Below are 17,658 nucleotides of genomic sequence, written 5' to 3'. Positions count from 1 at the left end.
AAGCAGTTCCTCAACGGCCGTATGCAGGGCCCGATCGGTATGTCGGAGGAGAAGGACGAAGCCCAGATGGCCCGCGAGCAGGCCATGTTCGACTCGGGTCACCACGCCGGTGGCGCGGAGGAGATCGAGGGCATCATCCCGCAGATGCGGGCGCAGCCGGGCATGCCGGTGCGTGGCGCGGTGGGCCGTCGTCGCGAGCGGGTCCGCCAGATTCTGCACACACTCCCGCCAAGCGCACAGGAAGCGATCCTGGTGGACATCGGCCAGGTCTCGGATCCGGAGACCGTCGTGCTGGAAGGAGTCGGCTATGCCCGGTGAGCCCTTGGGTCGCCACCTCGCCACCGCTTCGTCGGGTCGCGACTACAAGGGCGAAACGAGGTGACCGGCAATGTCTTTGCATCGTGTTGCCCTCACCGCGCTGAGCATCGTCGGCGTGTTCAAATCGGTGGACCTGCTCTTGCCGCGCATCCTCACCGTCACCATCGTGACCGTCGCACTGTTGTTGACGATCGGCCTCGCTGAGGTCGAGGCGCCGACCCGCCGCGAAGCGTCAACGTTGAAAACGGGCTCCGTGGTGCCCTGGCCTGTGCGCGAATCAGCTGGCGCTTGGGACACTGCGCAGCATCCCCGAGCTGAGTCGGAACGCGGTGTTCCAGCCCGGTAGGAGTCGGCGGCTTGACCCCATGTACCAGCCTCAACTACGGTTTTAAATCTATATTAGAAGAAAATTTCTGAGAGCTGGTTCGACGATGAACGCTGAAAGCGATGGCTCGACGTCTCCGTTGCCGGAGCACGAACGGGATGCGGCCCGGCAGCTTGCGGTCGGCCTGTACGACGCGCTGGCCGCAGGGGATCGGGAACGGCTGGAGGTCCTTCTCCATCCCCGGTTCGAGGGGCGGACCGCCGACGGGATGCCCTTCGAGCTCGGTGGCGTCTACTACGGGCCCGACGCGATGCGGCGTGACTTCTGGGGTCGCATCGCCAAGCACTACACGGCGCGTGCTGTTCCGGCGCAGTTCACTTGGCTCGATGACGGGCGGCTCGCGGTCATCGGCCGGTACACCGGTTACGCCCGGATCGGGAACGGCGAGCTGGACGCGGAATTCATTCACATTCTGACCTTCACGCAGGGCCGGATCAGCGGGCTCGTCCAACTCACCGACACCGAACGATGGAGCCGCGCCCTGACCCCGGACAGCGGCCTTCGTGCAGTCGAGTTCTCGGTGACGGACGGGATCGCCGTGCTGCGGCTCAACCGGCCCCACCAGCGCAATGCGATCGACCAGACGATGGCCGACGATCTGTACGAGGTCGCGCAACGCTGTGCTGCGCGACCGGACCTGCGGGCCCTGGTGATACTGGGCAACGGCCCGGCCTTCACCGTCGGGGGAGACATCACGGTCTTCGCCGACACCGAGCCGCAGGAACTGTCGACAACCCTACGGCGGATGGTGACGCCGTACCACGATGCCCTGCGAGTCTTCGCCGAACTGCCGGTTCCGATTGTCACCGCCGTGCACGGCTCGGTCGGCGGCGGCGGGCTGGGCATGGTCTATTGCGCCGATGTCGCGCTTGCGGCAGACGGCACCAAGTTCGCGACGGGATTCTCGACGCTGGGACTGTCCGGCGATGGGGGCACCTCGTGGTACCTGCCACGGCTGGTCGGACTGCGCCGGGCGCAGGCGCTGTATCAGGGCCGCGTCCTGGATGCTCGCGAAGCCCGCGAGTGGGGCTTGATCTCGGAGGTCGTCGACGCGGAAAAGCTCGAGGAGATCGCGATGAACCGGGCCGAGACACTGGCGGCGGGACCGACGCGTGCCTACGCGGAAGTCCGTGCCCTGCTCCGGAATTCCGAGTCCTCGACGCTGCCCGAACAGCTGGCGGCCGAGATCGACGCGCTGGCTCGCACCGGCGCGACGGTGGACGCTGCCCGGGCGGTGCGTAGCTTCATCACGAAATCCAAGCCCACCTTCGAGGGCCGGTGACATGACCGGGACGGAGGTGACACGGGCCGAACAGCTTCGGTGCTGGTTGTCGGAACGCACCGAGGTGAACGGTTCGCTGCGGATCGAGCGAATCGGCTTCGGGCAATCGAACATCACGAGCCTGATCAGCGATGAGGCGGGTGCCGCCTGGGTGCTGCGCGAGCCGCCGCCGGGCAACCACGACCCCAGTGCGCACAATGTGCTGCGCGAGGCCCGAATCCTGAACGCACTGGCCGACACCGGAATTCCGCTCCCGACCGTGATCGGGACGGATGAGGCGGGTCCGTTCTATGTCATGACCCGGATGGCGGGTGCGCCGCTGGAGAAGGAATCGGATGCGGCGGAGCTGAGTCCGGCACAGCGGTTTCAGCTCGGACGACAGGTGATCGAGGTGTTCGCGCGCCTGCACTCCCTCGAACCGGTGTCCGTGGGGCTGGAGGGCCTCGGGCCAGACACCGAATTTCTGCCGCGGCAGATCCGGCGGGCGGTCAGGAACTGGTCGCAGTGGGGTGAGCGGAGCTCGCACGACCGGATCTGGCAGTACGTGCGGTCATTGCTCGAGTCCGAGGCGCCGCGGCAGCAGCGGTCGGTGATCACCCACGGCGACTACCGATTGTCGAACCTGCTCGTCGAGTCCGGCAGGATCACCGCCGTCCTCGACTGGGAACTGGCGACGCTGGGCGATCCGCTGGCGGACCTGGCCTGGCTGCTCGACGACTGGCGCGGTCCCGGCGAACCGCGGATCATCATGCCCAGCCCGACCCGGGCCGGCGGCTTCCCGAGCCGCGATGAGCTCATCGACATGTATTGCGCGGCAACCGGTCTCAATGCCGACTCGATCGGCTACTACCGTGCCTTCTCACACTGGCGGGCGGCGACGCTGCTGCAGGGCGTGCTGTTGCGCCGTCGATCGGGAGCCATGGGCGACCACGGTGCACTCGACCTCGCCGAACTGGACACCACCATCGGCTACCTGCTCGAGGAGGCGGCCGTGTTCATTCACGGAGCCCATCACGGCAGCCGACGCGCGACCCGAGGAGACCAGCAGTGAAGCCGGAGGACGACTACACGCACCCGGTCGGCGGCGAGTCCAACTTCAACGAATCCATGTACTTCCATTTCCACTCCCCGGGAAATCGGATCAGCGGATTCGTCAGATTGGCCAACCGCCCCAACGAGGGACGTGGCGAGCGGACGGTGTGCATCTATCTTCCGGATGGGAGACTCGCCTTCGGATTCGCGCGGCCCGAGGCGACGACGAACGAGACGATGTCGGGAGCAGGTCTCGAATTCCGAGTGGTCGAACCGTTCGCCATGCTCGGCGTCACCTTCGATGGGGAGGTGAATCTTCTCGACACTCCCGAAATTCTTTCCGACCCACGCAAACTCGCGGGTACGCCGGTGGTCGATTGCGTCGTGGAGCTGACCTTCAGCCGGCTCTGCGATCCCTACGCGGAGAACTTCGACGGCGATGGTCCGGCGTTCGCGCCCAACCATTACGAGCAGATCATGGCCGTTGCGGGCACGATCGCCGTGGACGGCACCCCGTTCGAGATCGCGGGTGCCGGATTGCGCGATCACTCGTGGGGCCCGCGATCGTGGCAAGCGCCGTGGTTCTATCGGTGGCTACACGGCTCGAGCCCCGTGTTCGGGTTCATGGGCGCCTACTTCGGAGCCGAAAACGGGGAGCCGCTGACGGGCGGATTCGTCTGGAATGGCTTCGAAGTGCACCGCTGCATCGATGTCCGGGTCAGCACCGAACGGGATGAGAAGGACACGCCGCGCCGCATTCTTGTGGAACTTGTTGCCGTCGACGGCCGAAGCTGGCGCATGATCGGCGACGTCGGAGCCACCGTGCCGCTGCGACACCGCAAAATCGACGACTCGGGGGCCGAGCAGATCACGCGAATCCTCGAGAACCAGATTCGGTGGATCGCCGACGACGGCTCGGAATTGTTCGGTATGGCCGAGTATCTGGACCAGATCGTGAACGATGCCCCGGTGGGACTCGGTGTCTGAGGTTCCGTTCATGACCACCGTGCAGGCGACGGACCTGACCGGTCCGTCGGCCCTGCGCGTTTCATCGCTGCCGGTGCCCGTCGCTCACGACAAGGTCGTCGTGGCCGTCCGCGCGGTGGGCGTCAACTTCCCCGATCTGCTGATGACATACGGGCAATACCAGCTGCGTGTCTCGCCGCCGTTCGTGCCCGGCGTGGAGGTGTCCGGCATCGTGGTCTCCGCGCCGGTCGGCACCGCGCTGTCCCCGGGCGACGAAGTCGTGGCCTTCTGCCCGGAACTGGGTGGCTACGCGGAGTTCGTTGCTGTCGCGCCCGAGATGGTGGCTGCCAAACCCCGGGAGCTCGATTTCGGTGAGGCCGCCGCGCTGCCGGCGAACTTCCAGACGGTGCACTTCGCGATGACCCGGCGTGCGGTCGTCCGTCCCGGCCAGAGCGTTCTGGTTCTCGGAGCGGCCGGTGGAATCGGAACCGCCGCCATCCAGATCGCGAAGGCACTGGGCGCCACCGTGATCGCGGTGGCGCGCCGGGAAGGCGTCGCACAGCGACTCACAGCGCTGGGCGCGGACCACGTGGTTCGGCTCGTGCCCGGATGGGCCCAGCAGGTTCGCGATCTCACCGATGGGGTGGGTGTGGATCACGTGCTGGATCCGGTCGGGGGAGCGGCATTCGATGACGCGGTTCGCGTGCTGGCCGGCGAAGGGACACTGTTGGTCGTGGGCTTCGCCTCGGGCGAAGGGATTCCGGCGATCAAGGTCAATCGGCTACTGCTGCGCAATATCTCGGTCACGGGCGTGGCGTGGGGGGAGTACCTGCATTCTCGCCCTGCGGCTTTCGTGGAGACCATGGCCGCCCTGAGCGACTTGGCCGGATCCGGATTCCGGCCCTATGTGAGCGCGCGTTACGAGCTGGCCGACGCGGGCGCGGCGCTCACCGCTCTCGAACAGGGATCGATCGTCGGCAAAGCAGTCATCGAATTGCCTACGTCCACATGATGATCCTGATCGCCCTCTATGCCGCGTACTTCCTTGTGATGGCCGGTACGGCAACGGCGGTGGGCGCGTTGTCGCGCCGGCAGGAGCGGCACAACAAGAAACCTTAGCCGCCCCTGCCGCTTCCGCCTTCGCGGTCAGATGGCTGACAGGACTATGGCAGCCACACCGAAGATAGCCACCCAGCCTTGGAACACGCGCCGCAGGACGAGCGGTGCCGATCGCAACTCCATGAATTCCGATCCGATGAAATATGCCTTCACGAAGGCGATGGCCACCGCGGCGGCGGACGCGAACTTGACGCTGATCGAGGCGAGCGGATGGTCCGCGCCGAACCACCAGGTCACGCATGTTGCGGCAACAAGGCCGATCCAGACCCATGTAGCCCTGGGCGGGATATCGACTGCATTCATGAATAACACCCCACGTAGAGAAGCGTGAAGATGACGACCCACAGCAGATCGACCATGTGCCAGTACACGGCGGCGATCTCCGGGAACCGGGTGGCGGTGGTTCCGGCCCTGTCGTCGGTGCATTTCCGGCGCCAGAGCGTCACGAGGATCGCGCCGATCAACACATGCAGGAGATGGATCCCGGTCAGGATGAAGTAGAACGTCCAGAACATATTGCTGGTGACCACGTGCCCGGAGGTGATCGCCGCGCTGTACTCGACGGCTTTCAATGCGGCGAACACCATGGCGCACCCGAGAACTCCGATCAGCACGACACGTGCGTGTGCCATCGCGTCTCGCCGGTACGCGTGCAGTGCGACGACCACCAGGTAGGAACTCAGCAGCAATACCAGCGTATTGACGGCGCCGATCGATCGGTGCAGATGCGCCGCCGATTCGGCGAAGGCGATCCGGTCGCGCCGGTTCTCCCACAGGAAGACAGCGAAGAAGAGACCGAACAGGGTCATGTCGCCGAGGATGAATACCCACAAACCCAGCTCGCCCGGCGCGTCGCCGGGGTCGGGCTTCGCCTGGCCGACGGCCCCCGGACCCGAGTCGATTTCGTCCCAGACGAACCTCGGCAGCTCTACGGCGTCGAAAGATCCCGACGCTGTCATGCCGTTGCCGGTGCCGGCGCGCCGAGAGCTTCGTCGAGCGTGGAATTCGCCTGTCGAACAGCGAAGAACATACCGACGAGGAACGCGCCGTACGCGCCGAGGGCAAGCCAGAACACGAAGACGCCGTTCCAGGCGAAGGGGCCGGACAGGAAGAAGTACGCGAGCACGTCGGGAACGAAGGCGAAGGCGACCCACAGGTTGAGATACCCGCTCCAGCGCGGGAAGATGCCGTGCTTGTCGTTCAGAACAGCGGTGCCGATCACGAGGTTCTGAATGATGAACGGCATGATGGGGGTGAACAGGATCATCCAGGTCACATCGTTCATCAGCTGCAAGGTGTGCGGATCCCGGTCGGTTCGAAATGCCATGAGCGCGAACAGCATCTGCGGAACCAGGTTGATGATGACGGTCACCGCGGCGGCGATCAGTTGAACGAAGGTCAGCAGGGGCGTGCGGCCCTCCATGCGCAGCATGTGCATGGAGATGAGTCCGAACATCGGCAGCATCAGCACCACGCCCACCGAGGCCGTGACAAAGCCGATCATCACCCGGGTCGGGTCCTCGGTGTAGAAGCGCACGACGTCGTCGGTGGAAGCCGACGGGCTCAGCGGAAGCGGAAGCATGCCTGCGATCGTCCAGCCGATGAGCGTGACTATGAGCGCCGCTGGGCCACCCAGTGCGCAGAGATTCCTGACTCGAGCGTTCATCGGGGCATCCTTCGATCCGGGCCGGCTGTGGGCCGACTGGGCAGTGCAGAAGTTAATTTATATTAAAATAATCACCGCTTCCAGTGGTGGGTGGCTGCGACCGCTCCGTACCTTCCGGCGGGGTCGGGGTTCGGCATGCGATCGCCCCGGGTGTCCCCGCCGAATCGCGTTCGTGAGAGACACCCCGGGGCGTCGAGGGGTTATGACCCGGACGCAACCAGATCCTGCTGAGCGGGAAGCTCATCCGCTGGTTCGAGGTCGAGTCCCTGTCCTTCGATGTCGATATTCGGCAGTGCACGCTGAAGTGCGCGCGGCATCCACCAGACGGCATCGCCGAAGATCGACATCACGGCGGGCACCAGCAGCATGCGCACCACGAAGGCGTCGACGACGACGCCGACCGCCAATGCGAAGCCGAACTGCCGGATCATCGGGTCGTCATTGAAGATGAAGCCCGCGAAGACGGCCGACATGATGGCCGCGGCCGCGACCACGACTCGCGCGGCTTGTTCGAAACCGTGGGCGATGGCCTCGTCCCCGTGCTGTCCGTGCGCGTGGGCTTCCTTCATAGCGGAGACCAGGAAGACTTCGTAGTCCATGGCGAGCCCGTACAGCAGGCCGGTCGCGACGATGGGCAGTACCGCCAGGATCGGTGAGGTGGCGTGGAATCCGAGGAGCGTCTGACCCCAGCCCTGCTGGAAAACGGCGGTGGTGGCGCCGAACGCGGCGAGAATGCTCAGCACGAAGCCGAGGGTGGCCTTGATCGGGATGAGGATGGAGCGGAACACCAAGGCCAGCAAGAAGATCGACAACACCGCCACCACTGCCAGGTAGACGGGGAGTGCGTGGGCGAGGCGTGCCGACACATCGATACCCAGTGCGGTGAATCCGGTAACGCCGATGTCCGCATGCCGTTCGATCGCGAAAGTTGGTGCCTCGCCGCGGATCTCGTGAACCAGTTGCTCGGTGGCCGAGTCCGTGGGCCCGGTGCTCGGCACAACCGAGAAGACGACGGTCCGGCCATTGCCACTCACAGCGCCGAGTGTCACCGACGTGACGCCGGGCAGCTGCGTCAGATCGCGGTAGAGGGCAGCGATATCGGTGGTGGCGATCGGACCTTCCCGGTTTCCGGCGTCGGCGACGACGACGAGTGGCCCGTTGTATCCCGGACCGAAGCGGTTCTTCACAACCTCGTAGCTCTCACGCTGTGCGGTTCCCTGGTTGTAGCTCGCACCCGAGGGCAGTCCGAGGCTCATCTGTGTGGCCGGGAACGCGAGCAGCCCGGCAATGATCAGCGCGGCCGCCGCCGCGAGGAACCGGTGCCTGGTCACCATGCCTACCCAGGTGGTCGCGACCTTGCGTGCCCGCCGCGAGGGTGCATCGGTGGCCCGCCTGAAGGCAGCCCGCTGGCGTGCTCTGGTCGAGCAGATTCGCTCGCCGGTCAGGCCGAGCAGCGCGGGCAGTAGCGTCACCGCGGCCAGGACGGCGATCACCACCGTCACTGTCGCGGCGATACCCATGGTCGTGATCAGGTGGATCCGGACGATGGCGAGCGCGGTCAGTGCGATGGCGACCGTGCTGCCCGCGAAAACCACTGCGGTGCCCGAGGTTCCGAGCGCGCGGCCCACGGCTTCCTCGGCGCTCGCGTCATTGTCGAGGATGTAGCGGCGCTGCCTGTTGACGATGAACAGTGCGTAATCGATGCCGACGGCAAGGCCGATCATGAGCCCGAGGACCGCACTGAGCGAATGCAGCGAGACCAGATGCGACACCACCAGAGCGCCACCGACGCCCACGCCGACACCGGTCAACGCGGTCACCAGCGGTAGCCCGGCCGCAACCACCGATCCCAGGGTCACCAGCAGCACGAGTGCGGCGATCGCGACGCCCGCCACCTCACCTGCGCCCACGATGGCGGGCACCTGGACCATCGATGCCGACGGCAGCACGGCGATGTCGTGACCGGCGGTGACGTGTTTCGCTGCCTCCACTGTGTTATCGATGGTGTCGGTGGGGAGTTCGAAAGTCTGCTTGTCGAACTGGAATTGGAGAATGGCGCTGGTCTTGTCCGGGGAGATGATTACGCCCGGTACCGCCTGTCCGTTGATGGTCAACGGGGTAGCGGCGGCGGCGTGACCCGATGACGCTCCGGAGAGCGTGGTAGCTCCAGCGGCGCGAATGGTGGGACTGTTCATCCCCTTCGCGGCTTCCTGCTTCAGTACCGCGCGGGCGTCGATGACGTGGTCGCTGGTGTACACCTTGTCGACTGCCGCGAGCAGCGTGCCGAGGTTGTCTCCGGAGTCGATCCGTGAGCCGTTCTCGGTCTCGAAGGCGATGATGCCCTGTCCACCTGCCATCAGCGGCATTTTCCCGGCCAGGTCGTGGATGAGGTTCTGGGCGGGCGTGCCGTCGATCCGCACCTCGCTGCTCAGCTGGGGTGGGTAGACGGCGAGCAGGCCGATGATCGTCGTCAGAACGACGGCCCAGGGCGCGATGAAGTGCCAAGGTCGCCGATAGGCGGTTCTTCCGATGCGATACAGCAGGGTCGACATTGCGTGATTCCTCTCGGCACACCCCGGCGGCGGCCACAACGGTCCTGCCACGGAGAAAACTGATAGTCAGCTATCAAAACGGTAGTGAACTATCGTTTTGGCTCGCAAGGTACGCTCGGTCACAACCCCGGTATCGGTGAATCGACTGAAGGAGCGATGTCTGCGTGGCGACGAAACCGCTTCGGACGGACGCCTTCGCAAGCATCTCCCGGATCATCGATGCGGCCCGGCGGCTGTTTGCCACCGAGGGCGGCTCGGCGACCCTCGCTCACATCGCGCGCGAAGCGGGCGTCGGCGTCGCGACGTTGTACCGGCACTTCCCCAACCGCGAGGCGCTGGCCCGTGCCGTCTACGAACGGATCCTCACCACCGAAGTCCTACCGATGCTGGCCGAGCTGGACAAGGGTGGCCTGCCTCGATCCGTTCTGCTCGACGTCGCCGAACGGGTGGCCGACATCATTCAGAGCGAACGGGCGCTCGCCACCTCGGTCGGAAACCTGACCGAGGTCACCGCGGATTTCCTTGCGCAGAGTGACGAGATCTTCGGTCCTGCGGTGGAACGCGCTCAAGCCGCAGGAAACCTGCGCCCCGATCTCGAACCGCGCGACGTGCCATACGTTTTCGCCATGGTGATCACCGCGCTCGGCGCCGTCGAACTCGAGAAGGCCGCGCGGCGGCGCTACCTGAGTTTCCTGCTCGACGCGCTGAATCCCGCTCAGGCGACGCTGCTTCCGCCGATGTAGCGACCGGTCTCCAGTAGGGGTCGAGATGCGAAGGCCGGTACCCGAATATCGGGTGTTATCCGACAGCCGGTCGACGGCTCGGCGCGGTGCTGCCTTGGATGTGCTCGAGCAGGCGAATCAGTATGGCCTTTCCTGATTCTCGATGTCGGACATCGCAGAGATGGACGGGGACTTCCAGCGGCAGATCCAGAGCGATCCGGATTTCCTGCTCGTCGTAGATGTCGGCGCCGTCGAAGCAGTTCACTCCGACGACGAACGGGATGCGACGTGATTCGAAGTAGTCCACCGCGGGGAAACAGTCCTCGAGGCGACGGGTGTCGGCCAGCACGATCGCGCCGAGTGCGCCGACCGACAGTTCCTTCCACATGAACCAGAATCGGTCCTGCCCGGGAGTGCCGAAGAGATAGAGGACAAGGTTCGGGCCCAGTGTGATGCGGCCGAAATCCAGCGCCACAGTCGTGGTCGTCTTGTTCTCCACGCCCGTCAAATCATCGAAGGCCGCACCGATTTCGGACAATCGTTCCTCGGTCCGCAGCGGAGTGATCTCGCTGACCGTGCCGACCAGGGTCGTCTTGCCGACTCCGAAACCTCCGGCGATCAGCAGCTTGACGACGTGGGTATTGCCGAAGTGGGAAGGGCCGCCGGCGTTTTCATAGCCTGCGTATGCCATCGATCACCGCCTGCAGGAGTAGAGGGTCGGGTCCGCTCGCCGGGGGCGGTGGAGAGCGGAAGATGAGGTAGCCGGAGTCGATCAGGTCGCCGACAAGAACTTTGACCGCGGCCAGCAGCAGGTGTAGATGGGCTGCCAGCTCGACGATCGACTGTGGTCTGCCCTGGCAGAGCCGCACGATATCGCCGTACTCCCGGTCGAGGGTCGACACTTCGGTTTCCGAACGCACCGCGATGACCAGGGTGAGCATGTCCAGGTTGTGACGGTCTTTGCCGGCCCGGCCTCGGGTCACGGCAAAGGGCCTGACCAGTGGACCCGGGTCGTCCTCGAACGCCCAGGCGTCGTCCTCGTGGCGGTTCACGGCACCCACGGTGTTCGCAGCGCACCCGGCGTGCTGCGGGGCGTCGCCGACAGCTGTTCGCCGACTTGTCCGACGATGACATTGATTTCGTAGGCCACCAGACCGAGGTCGGCCTCGATGTCCGCCAGCAGAGCCAGGCAGGCGCCCTGTCCGGCTTCGGTCACCACCAGATAGCCCGCACTGAGTTCGACGACCGTTTGTTGCAGCGCGCCCTTGCCGAAACGAGTTCCGGCACCGCGCGCCAGGCTGTGCAGCGCCGATCCGATGGCGGCGAGGTGTTCGGCGTCCTCGGAATCGAGGCCGACCGAGCGTGCCAGCGACAGGCCGTCGGCGGACAGGACCAGCGCGTGCTCGGCACCGGGCAGCCGGTTCACCAGACCGTCGAGAAGCCAATCCAGTGCACTGCGGTTATGGACCTGCGCGTCGTTGTTCATGTTGTGACCGTTCATGTTTCGGGGTCCTGGTAGATGTCGGCCCGCGCCTGCCGGGTGCCGCGCTGGAAGGAGGCCATGGCATGGCGCACCTGTGCGGCCGGCCGGGGCCGATCGGCGTTCGCGAGTGGCGGGGTATCGGATGCGTCGTCATCCGCCCGTAGCTGCGGCGCCAGATGCGTCTGCCGCTGTCGCCGCGGCAGTGGGCTCCGGGAACCCGCCCCGTGAGCCGTTGCATGGCGGCTCTCGAACTGGATCGTGGGGTGGTGTTCTCCGGCCGGGGCCGATCCGTTCGCATCGACCACATCCGCGATGATCTCGGCCGGCCATGGGGGGAGCTGCTCGAAATCGCGAGCCGGCAATCGTGGAACCGGGTCGTGTGCGGGCCGTACGGGTGTGCCGATCGCAGTCGGGGGCCCCGCGCTCCACCCGATCGCCGCTAGCGCGGGCTCGGCGTCGAGCACGTGGGAGTCCAGCAGCTTCGCGGGGACCAGGACGATCGCCTTGATCCCGCCGTAGGCGGACTCCTGCAGGCTGACCGTGATCCCGTGGCGGTGCGCCAGCCGGCTCACCACGAACAGTCCGAGATGCCGTTGTCCGGCAAGGGCCATCTCCTGGAAGTCCGGCGGATCACGAAGCAACTCGTTCAGCCGTTCGCGCTCGTCGAATCGGATGCCGAGGCCCTGGTCCTCGACCTCGACGACCGCTCCGCGACCGACGATATTGCCGTGCACGGTGACCGGGGCCTGCGGCGGTGAGAACGCCGTGGCATTGTCGATCAACTCCGCCAGCAGGTGAATGAGGTCCGCCACCGCGCTGCCCAGGACATGGGCTTCCGGCAGTCGAATCGCGCTGACGCGCGACAGATCCTGCGTTTCCGAGGCCGCGCTGCGGACGATCTGCTCGAGCGCGACCGGCTGCCGCCAGCGGCGACCGGGCTGCGCACCGCCGAGGATCAGCAGGTTCTCCGCGTTCCGCCGGGCGCGGGTCGCCAGGTGGTCCAGCTGGAACAGCAGCTCGAGGTGTTCGGGATCGTCCTGCTTGTTCTCGGCGAGGTCGAGGACCTCGAGCTGACGGCGGACGATGACCTGACTGCGGTAGGCGATGTCCAGGAAGACCTTGTTGAATCCTTCCCGGGTACGCGTCTCGGCGGCGGCAGCGGTCATGGCCGTGCGTTGTGCGGTCCCGAATGCCGCTGCGACCTGACCGATTTCGTCGATCCCGGCATCGATCACGGTCATTTCGGCGTCGAGGTCGACGTGCTCGCCTTCGCGTAATCGGCCGACGATCGACGGCAGCGTCTCGTTGGCGAGCTCCAGGGTCCGCGAACGCAACCAGCGCAGCCGTCGGATGAGGCGGTTCGCCAGCACCACGGCGAGCGCGAATGTCGACAGTGCGATGAGCGCGACGCCCGACCCCGCCAGGATCGAACGCACGAGCGACTGATGCGCGGCGTCGGAGGCCAAGCCGTTCGCGTAGTGTGCATGATCTTGGAACAGGGCCATCAGCTCGGCGTCGACCGATTGTTCGGCGGCCCGCCACGCACTGAGAGAGCCGGGAAGATCGCCCTCTTCGGCCAGCTGGTCCTCCGCGGCGACGGCTGTCTGCCATTGGGGAGATTCTTTCAGCTTGCGCAGCCGTGCCTGATCGGCGCCGGTGAGGCGCGAGGTCAGCCCGTCGAGCTGATGCCGGTACGCGCCCGTCAGTTCGGTTACCCGGCGCCGATCGTCGACCAGCAGCGGGCCGTGCACCACCGCAGCGGCGGCCAAACCGATTGCCCGCGAATGCAGATCGGTCATCCGCATCAGGTCCGAGGCGCTCATCTCCTCGGCGGCGGTCAGCGAGTCGGGGGTGTAGCGCGCCAGCCCCTCGAGACCCATTGCGATGACATCCGCCAGCCGGGTGTAGAACTCGTCCACCTCGGTCGAGCTCGCCTGGCGGGCATCGACATTCTTCCGGACGGTGGGCGCCTGAGCAGCGAGCGCGGCGAACGCCGGTGTCGACTGTGCCACAGCCTTCTCGTTGAGGGCCTGCATCTGCGGTGCCAGCCGGGCGATCTCGGCCAGCGCGGCGTCGGTCTTCGCCCGCTGCCGCTGCAGGTCGGCGCTCGTCTGCGGATTGCCGTCCAGCGCTGCGAGACTGGCTGTTCGTTCGTTCTGTACGGCGGTGATGAAGGTGACGAGCGGATCGAGCTGCTCGGTCAGGTACTCGGACCAGCGGTGGGCCGAGCGGGCGTCATCCACCAGCTCGGCCACCGCTACCGAACCCGTCACCACGAGGGTCGCGCAGGGAATGAGCGCGATGGCCAGCACGCGAATACGAATACTCCGGCGACGCAGGCCGGACGTCCGGAGTGCACGGCCGGTCACGGGGCGCCCTGCGGGCCCAGGATTTCCACGGTGCCGAGATCGCCGTTCAGCCGGAGGAGCTGGCCGTCCTCGATGCGGTAGCTGCCGTTCTCGGTTCCGCAGACACACGGAATGCCGAGTTCGCGGGCCACGATGGGGCCGTGGCTGAGTAGCCCGCCGTGGTCGGTGACCACGCCGCCGGCGACCAGGAACAGCGAGACCCAGCTGGGGTCCGTGGTCTCGCACACCAGGATGTCGCCTTCCTCGAGCTCGACGGTGTCGGGATCGCGGACGACCCGGGCCCTGCCCTCCACCACGCCGCCGCTGGCGGCGACACCGGTGATGATCCTCGGGTCGGAAGGCGTTGCGGCGGTGGCTTCTCCGGCCTTGCGCACCTCCGGTTGTCCCGTCCACGACTGCGGCAACCGGTAGTCCAGTCGCTCCTGGTACCCGGCTGAACGGCCCGCGACGAGTTCGCGATGATCGCCGTCGACGCCGCGGACGAGCTCTTCGTAGGACAGGTGGAAGACGTCCTCGACGCGATCGATCACGCCGCGTGCCACCAGATGGCCGCCCAGTCGCCGGGTCGCAGCGCGGGTGACGTCGAAGGTCAGCAGATAGCCGGCCTTCCCCTGTTCGCGCAGCGCCAGGAAGCGCGCGGTGATCCCGGTGAGTACAGAGACGGTCCGGCGGCTGAATCCCGAAGTGGCACTGCTCAGTTCGGCCATCGCGCGTTCGCGGACGGCGGCCTGTTCGCGGCTGCGCTGCCGGGGTGCGCGCGGGCTGTCGGCCGCAATGGCGCGGTAGTCGGCGAGGCGGTTCAGGATGGGAGCCGGATCCTCGCGCCACGATACGCCGGACAGCTGGCCTTCATTGGAGCCGTGGTAGCCGTGTCGGTCACAGAAGGTGTCGAGGGTGATCTCGTCGTGGGCGAGCGCCCACAGATCGTGCGCGACCTCGTTCTCGTCGGAACCCACGCCGGACATCAGCTGCGCTTCCAGACCCGGATGGCCCAGCTCGGCCACGGTGTCGCGCAGTCGATCCGCCAGACCCGAGCTGACGAAGGCCACGACCAGGTGTTCGATCATGATCTGCTCGAAGCGCTTTCGCGCGTCGGCGAGGAGGTCCAGGCATTCGGACTCGGTACGGGCGGCCATATCGGCGAGCCGATCGAGGCGCCAGCGACGCAACTCGGCGAACATGGCGTCGTGGCGGCGCGGTAGCGTCGCTACGGTCCAGGGCGCCTTGGCCAGGATGGCGGGGTATCTGCGGTACGAGGGGGCGTCGACGGTGGTCGGGCGGACATAGCCGAACAGCTGTTGTTCCATCGCTGTCGGCGAGGTGCCGGGGATGAGGTTGGCCAGGTCACGGAACATGTCGATGTTCGCTGCCGCGCGTCCGGCGAACAGCGTCCAGAACATGTCCTCGATCCGGTCGGGCAGCACGATCTGCGAGGGTGTGAACACTCCGAGCCGGACGAACATCTTCCGGAAGGCGAGCTCCATCGGCTCGTGGATGAAGGTGAATCCGAAGGTGGTGAAGACACCCGGAAACGCCTCTGCCACATTGCCTGTCGTCCACGTCTTCCGCGGATCGCAACCCGGGGAGTCGAGCAGCGAGTAGACGGTCCGGCGGTCGGTCATGGGGTCCCCTCGGTGTTCAGGCGGTGGGCGCGCAGCCGGAGCAGTTCCGGCAGGCTGCCGGTGGCCGCCGCGCCGAGTTCGGTTCGGAGCCAATCGGAAAGGAGCGCCAGGTCCGGGTCCCCGGATTCCGAACCGGTGATGATGGGCAGCCCGCCGTGATAGACGGTCCCGGTGGTCGCGGACACGGTGACGTACTGTCCGGCCAGGGCGGTGACGGTGTCCGCGCCGCAGCCGACGATGCAGGGCACACCCATCTCGCGGCACACGACCGCGGCGTGCGAGGTCGATCCGCCGAACTCGGTGAGCACGGCCGAGACCGCCGACATGGCGGCGACGTCATCCGGGTCGGTGGTGGGCCGGGCCAGGATCACGGATTCGCCGCGGGCCGCACGGTCTTCGGCCTCGTCGGCGTCGGTGACGACGACCCCCGACGCGATGCCCGGGCACGCCGGCTTTCCGCTCGCCACCCGCGTGGCCGTGGCGACCGCCGCGGGGTCCAGATGCGGGGTGAGCAGTGCCTGGATGTCCTGGGCGCCGATCCGGTCGAGCGCCTCGCCGGTGTCGATGAGTCCCTGCCGCTGATGCAGAACGGCATGCCGGACAACGGCTTCCGGAGTCCGCTTGGCGTTGCGGGTCTGCAGCAGCCACAGCGTGCCGCCTTCGACGGTGAACTCGATGTCCTGGACGTCGCGCCGGTCCTCTTCCAGACGCGTGGCGGCGGCCATCAATTCGGCGTGGACGTGCGGCATCGTCGCGCCCAGGTCGTCCAGGTGCAGGGCATTGGCGCGGCCGGACACGACGTCCTCACCCTGCCCGCGCGGCAGCCATTCGCCGTAAGGTTCGGCCGAGCCGGTCAGCGGGTTCCGGGTGAACAGCACTCCGGTGCCGGACTTGTCGTCGAAATTGCCGAAGACCATGGCCTGCACGGTGACCGCGGTGCCGCCATCGTCCGGGATGCCCCGGTCGCGGCGGTAATGGATGGCACGATCGGAATTCCAGGATTGCAGTACCGCGGTGGCCGCGAGCCGCAACTGTTCCCACGGGTCCAGCGGTGCCGGTACCCCGACCACCCGCTCGAATTGCTCGAGGAATCGCCGCCGGGTGTCGGCCGCGTAGCCGGGATCCCCGCTCTCCAGGGCGAGGGCCCGCTCGACCTCGTCGGTCATGCCGAGATTGAGCACCGTGTCCATCATGCCCGGCATGCTGGTCGCGGCGCCGGAGCGGACGGACACCAGCAACGGCCGGGCCGGGGCGCCGAAGTGGCGGCCGGTGATCAGTTCGAGCTCTGTCATGGCCGCCGGGATCGCATCCCAGACGGAGTCGTCGACTCGCCGGCCGTTCGCGTAGTAGTCGCGGCACACGTCGGTGGTCAGGACGAACGCCGGGGGTACCGGAATGCCGAGCGCGAGCATGCGGTCGATGCTCCAGGCCTTGCCTCCCACCACATTTCGGTCGAGACCGGCGAGACCCTCGAGCTGTACGACAGAAGGATGCGTACTCATTCGGCCCTCCCGGCGGCGGCTTCGGCGACCCGGGACAGGCCCGCGAGCCCGATGAGGTTCTCGTGCAGCTCGAACCACACGGTGTGGTAGCTGTCGATCAGCGGTGCGGCCAGCCAGCGGTGCTCGCCCGCGGTGATCCGGCCGAGCGCGTCGGTGAATCGGCGCGGATAGTCCGACAGCAGGGGAGCGATACCCGCCATCCGGGCGACCAGCTCGAGGAAGTTCGCGTGCAGGTCGGAGAGCCGGCGGATGATCGTGTTGTCGTAGTCGGCGTCGGTGTGGTCGTTGGGCCGTTCACCGTCGATCAGCTGCCAATCGGTCACCAGCTGCTTGAATCGCGAATTGTAGGAATCGAATTCGTGGTATGCGGCGGACAGGGTCGTCTGATCGGTGCCGGCGCGCATGGCCGCGAACAGTGTTTCGAGCCGCTGCCTGCCTTCGGGGGTCAGCTTGACGCGCCCTTTGACCTCTTCGAGCAGACCGGCTTCCAGCAGGGGATGCAGAGCCGACTCGAGGGCGTCGCGCGTCAGACCGAGACTCTCGCTCAGGTCCTCGATCCGGGGGCGTCCCTTGAGCCTGGTCGTTTGCAGAATCTGAATTTCGTCGTTCATTCCTCGTACTCCTGGTCGGTGCCGGTCGA

17 protein-coding genes and 1 pseudogene are annotated in these 17,658 nt (G+C 66.5%); 7 read left to right on the top strand and 11 right to left on the bottom strand.

All coding sequences use genetic code 11. The annotated features are described in order from the left end of the window. The 6 genes and pseudogenes from ACWEKS_RS39570 to ACWEKS_RS39545 all read left to right on the top strand — a co-directional run. Positions 1-318 (top strand): annotated as a pseudogene (locus ACWEKS_RS39570) (ABC transporter ATP-binding protein); the annotation flags it as partial. 70 nt (positions 319-388) lie between these two features. After that, on the top strand, positions 389-664 hold the full coding sequence (locus ACWEKS_RS39565; protein ID WP_452344852.1) for a hypothetical protein: 276 nt from the start codon (positions 389-391) through the stop codon (positions 662-664). A gap of 85 nt (positions 665-749) precedes the next feature. Continuing rightward, on the top strand, positions 750-1,985 hold the full coding sequence (locus ACWEKS_RS39560) for an enoyl-CoA hydratase-related protein (RefSeq protein ID WP_452344851.1): 1,236 nt from the start codon (positions 750-752) through the stop codon (positions 1,983-1,985). Position 1,986: 1 nt separating this feature from the next. Next, on the top strand, positions 1,987-3,036 hold the full coding sequence (locus ACWEKS_RS39555) for a phosphotransferase family protein (protein WP_452344850.1): 1,050 nt from the start codon (positions 1,987-1,989) through the stop codon (positions 3,034-3,036). Then, positions 3,033-4,004, top strand: coding sequence for a DUF7065 domain-containing protein (locus ACWEKS_RS39550; RefSeq protein WP_452344849.1), 972 nt, complete (start codon positions 3,033-3,035; stop codon positions 4,002-4,004). Before ACWEKS_RS39555 ends, ACWEKS_RS39550 begins: the two co-directional genes overlap by 4 nt. A gap of 10 nt (positions 4,005-4,014) precedes the next feature. Then, entirely contained in the window at positions 4,015-4,995 is a 981-nt protein-coding gene (locus ACWEKS_RS39545) for an NADPH:quinone oxidoreductase family protein (protein WP_452344848.1), read from the top strand. A 134-nt stretch (positions 4,996-5,129) separates the two neighbouring features. Here ACWEKS_RS39545 and ACWEKS_RS39540 read toward each other — a convergent pair whose 3' ends face one another. From ACWEKS_RS39540 to ACWEKS_RS39525, 4 genes are all read right to left on the bottom strand, one after another. Beyond that, on the bottom strand, positions 5,130-5,405 hold the full coding sequence (locus ACWEKS_RS39540; protein WP_452344847.1) for a cytochrome C oxidase subunit IV family protein: 276 nt from the start codon (positions 5,403-5,405) through the stop codon (positions 5,130-5,132). Continuing rightward, positions 5,402-6,061, bottom strand: coding sequence for a cytochrome c oxidase subunit 3 (locus ACWEKS_RS39535; RefSeq protein WP_452344846.1), 660 nt, complete (start codon positions 6,059-6,061; stop codon positions 5,402-5,404). Before ACWEKS_RS39535 ends, ACWEKS_RS39540 begins: the two co-directional genes overlap by 4 nt. Beyond that, entirely contained in the window at positions 6,058-6,768 is a 711-nt protein-coding gene (locus ACWEKS_RS39530) for a hypothetical protein (RefSeq protein ID WP_452344845.1), read from the bottom strand. The genes ACWEKS_RS39535 and ACWEKS_RS39530 overlap by 4 nt, the downstream gene beginning before the upstream one ends. Before the next feature lie 200 nt (positions 6,769-6,968). Beyond that, positions 6,969-9,320, bottom strand: a complete 2,352-nt coding sequence (locus ACWEKS_RS39525) for an MMPL family transporter (protein WP_452344844.1) — start codon at positions 9,318-9,320, stop codon at positions 6,969-6,971. Between the two features lie 164 nt (positions 9,321-9,484). Between ACWEKS_RS39525 and ACWEKS_RS39520 the strand changes: the two genes are divergently transcribed. Further along, a complete protein-coding gene (locus ACWEKS_RS39520; protein WP_452344843.1) occupies positions 9,485-10,063 on the top strand; it encodes a TetR/AcrR family transcriptional regulator in 579 nt (192 codons plus the stop codon). Between the two features lie 55 nt (positions 10,064-10,118). On the opposite strand, the gene ACWEKS_RS39515 is transcribed toward ACWEKS_RS39520, so the two are convergent. Genes ACWEKS_RS39515 through ACWEKS_RS39485 form a run of 7 tightly spaced genes read right to left on the bottom strand, consistent with a single transcriptional unit; the run spans position 10,119 to position 17,629 of the window. After that, complete coding sequence (locus ACWEKS_RS39515) at positions 10,119-10,733, bottom strand: GTP-binding protein (protein ID WP_452344842.1); 615 nt, start codon at positions 10,731-10,733, stop codon at positions 10,119-10,121. Beyond that, positions 10,714-11,094, bottom strand: a complete 381-nt coding sequence (locus ACWEKS_RS39510; protein ID WP_452344841.1) for a DUF742 domain-containing protein — start codon at positions 11,092-11,094, stop codon at positions 10,714-10,716. The genes ACWEKS_RS39515 and ACWEKS_RS39510 overlap by 20 nt, the downstream gene beginning before the upstream one ends. Next, the gene (locus tag ACWEKS_RS39505; RefSeq protein WP_452344840.1) at positions 11,091-11,543 is read right to left on the bottom strand and encodes a roadblock/LC7 domain-containing protein; all 453 of its coding nucleotides are present in this window, start codon (positions 11,541-11,543) and stop codon (positions 11,091-11,093) included. Before ACWEKS_RS39505 ends, ACWEKS_RS39510 begins: the two co-directional genes overlap by 4 nt. Continuing rightward, entirely contained in the window at positions 11,540-13,894 is a 2,355-nt protein-coding gene (locus ACWEKS_RS39500) for a sensor histidine kinase (protein WP_452344839.1), read from the bottom strand. The genes ACWEKS_RS39505 and ACWEKS_RS39500 overlap by 4 nt, the downstream gene beginning before the upstream one ends. Next, complete coding sequence (locus ACWEKS_RS39495) at positions 13,891-15,516, bottom strand: PEP-utilizing enzyme (RefSeq protein ID WP_452344838.1); 1,626 nt, start codon at positions 15,514-15,516, stop codon at positions 13,891-13,893. Before ACWEKS_RS39495 ends, ACWEKS_RS39500 begins: the two co-directional genes overlap by 4 nt. Then, positions 15,513-17,018 (bottom strand): pyruvate, phosphate dikinase, encoded by a 1,506-nt coding sequence (locus ACWEKS_RS39490; RefSeq protein ID WP_452344837.1) that lies wholly within the window; start codon positions 17,016-17,018, stop codon positions 15,513-15,515. The genes ACWEKS_RS39495 and ACWEKS_RS39490 overlap by 4 nt, the downstream gene beginning before the upstream one ends. Continuing rightward, positions 17,015-17,629, bottom strand: a complete 615-nt coding sequence (locus ACWEKS_RS39485; protein ID WP_452344836.1) for a hypothetical protein — start codon at positions 17,627-17,629, stop codon at positions 17,015-17,017. Before ACWEKS_RS39485 ends, ACWEKS_RS39490 begins: the two co-directional genes overlap by 4 nt. Between the last annotated feature and the right edge of the window lie 29 nt (positions 17,630-17,658).

This window comes from Nocardia sp. NPDC004711, assembly GCF_053601595.1.
The sequence above is the reverse complement of the archived record's forward strand: the minus strand, read 5'-3'. Positions and strand labels throughout refer to the sequence as shown.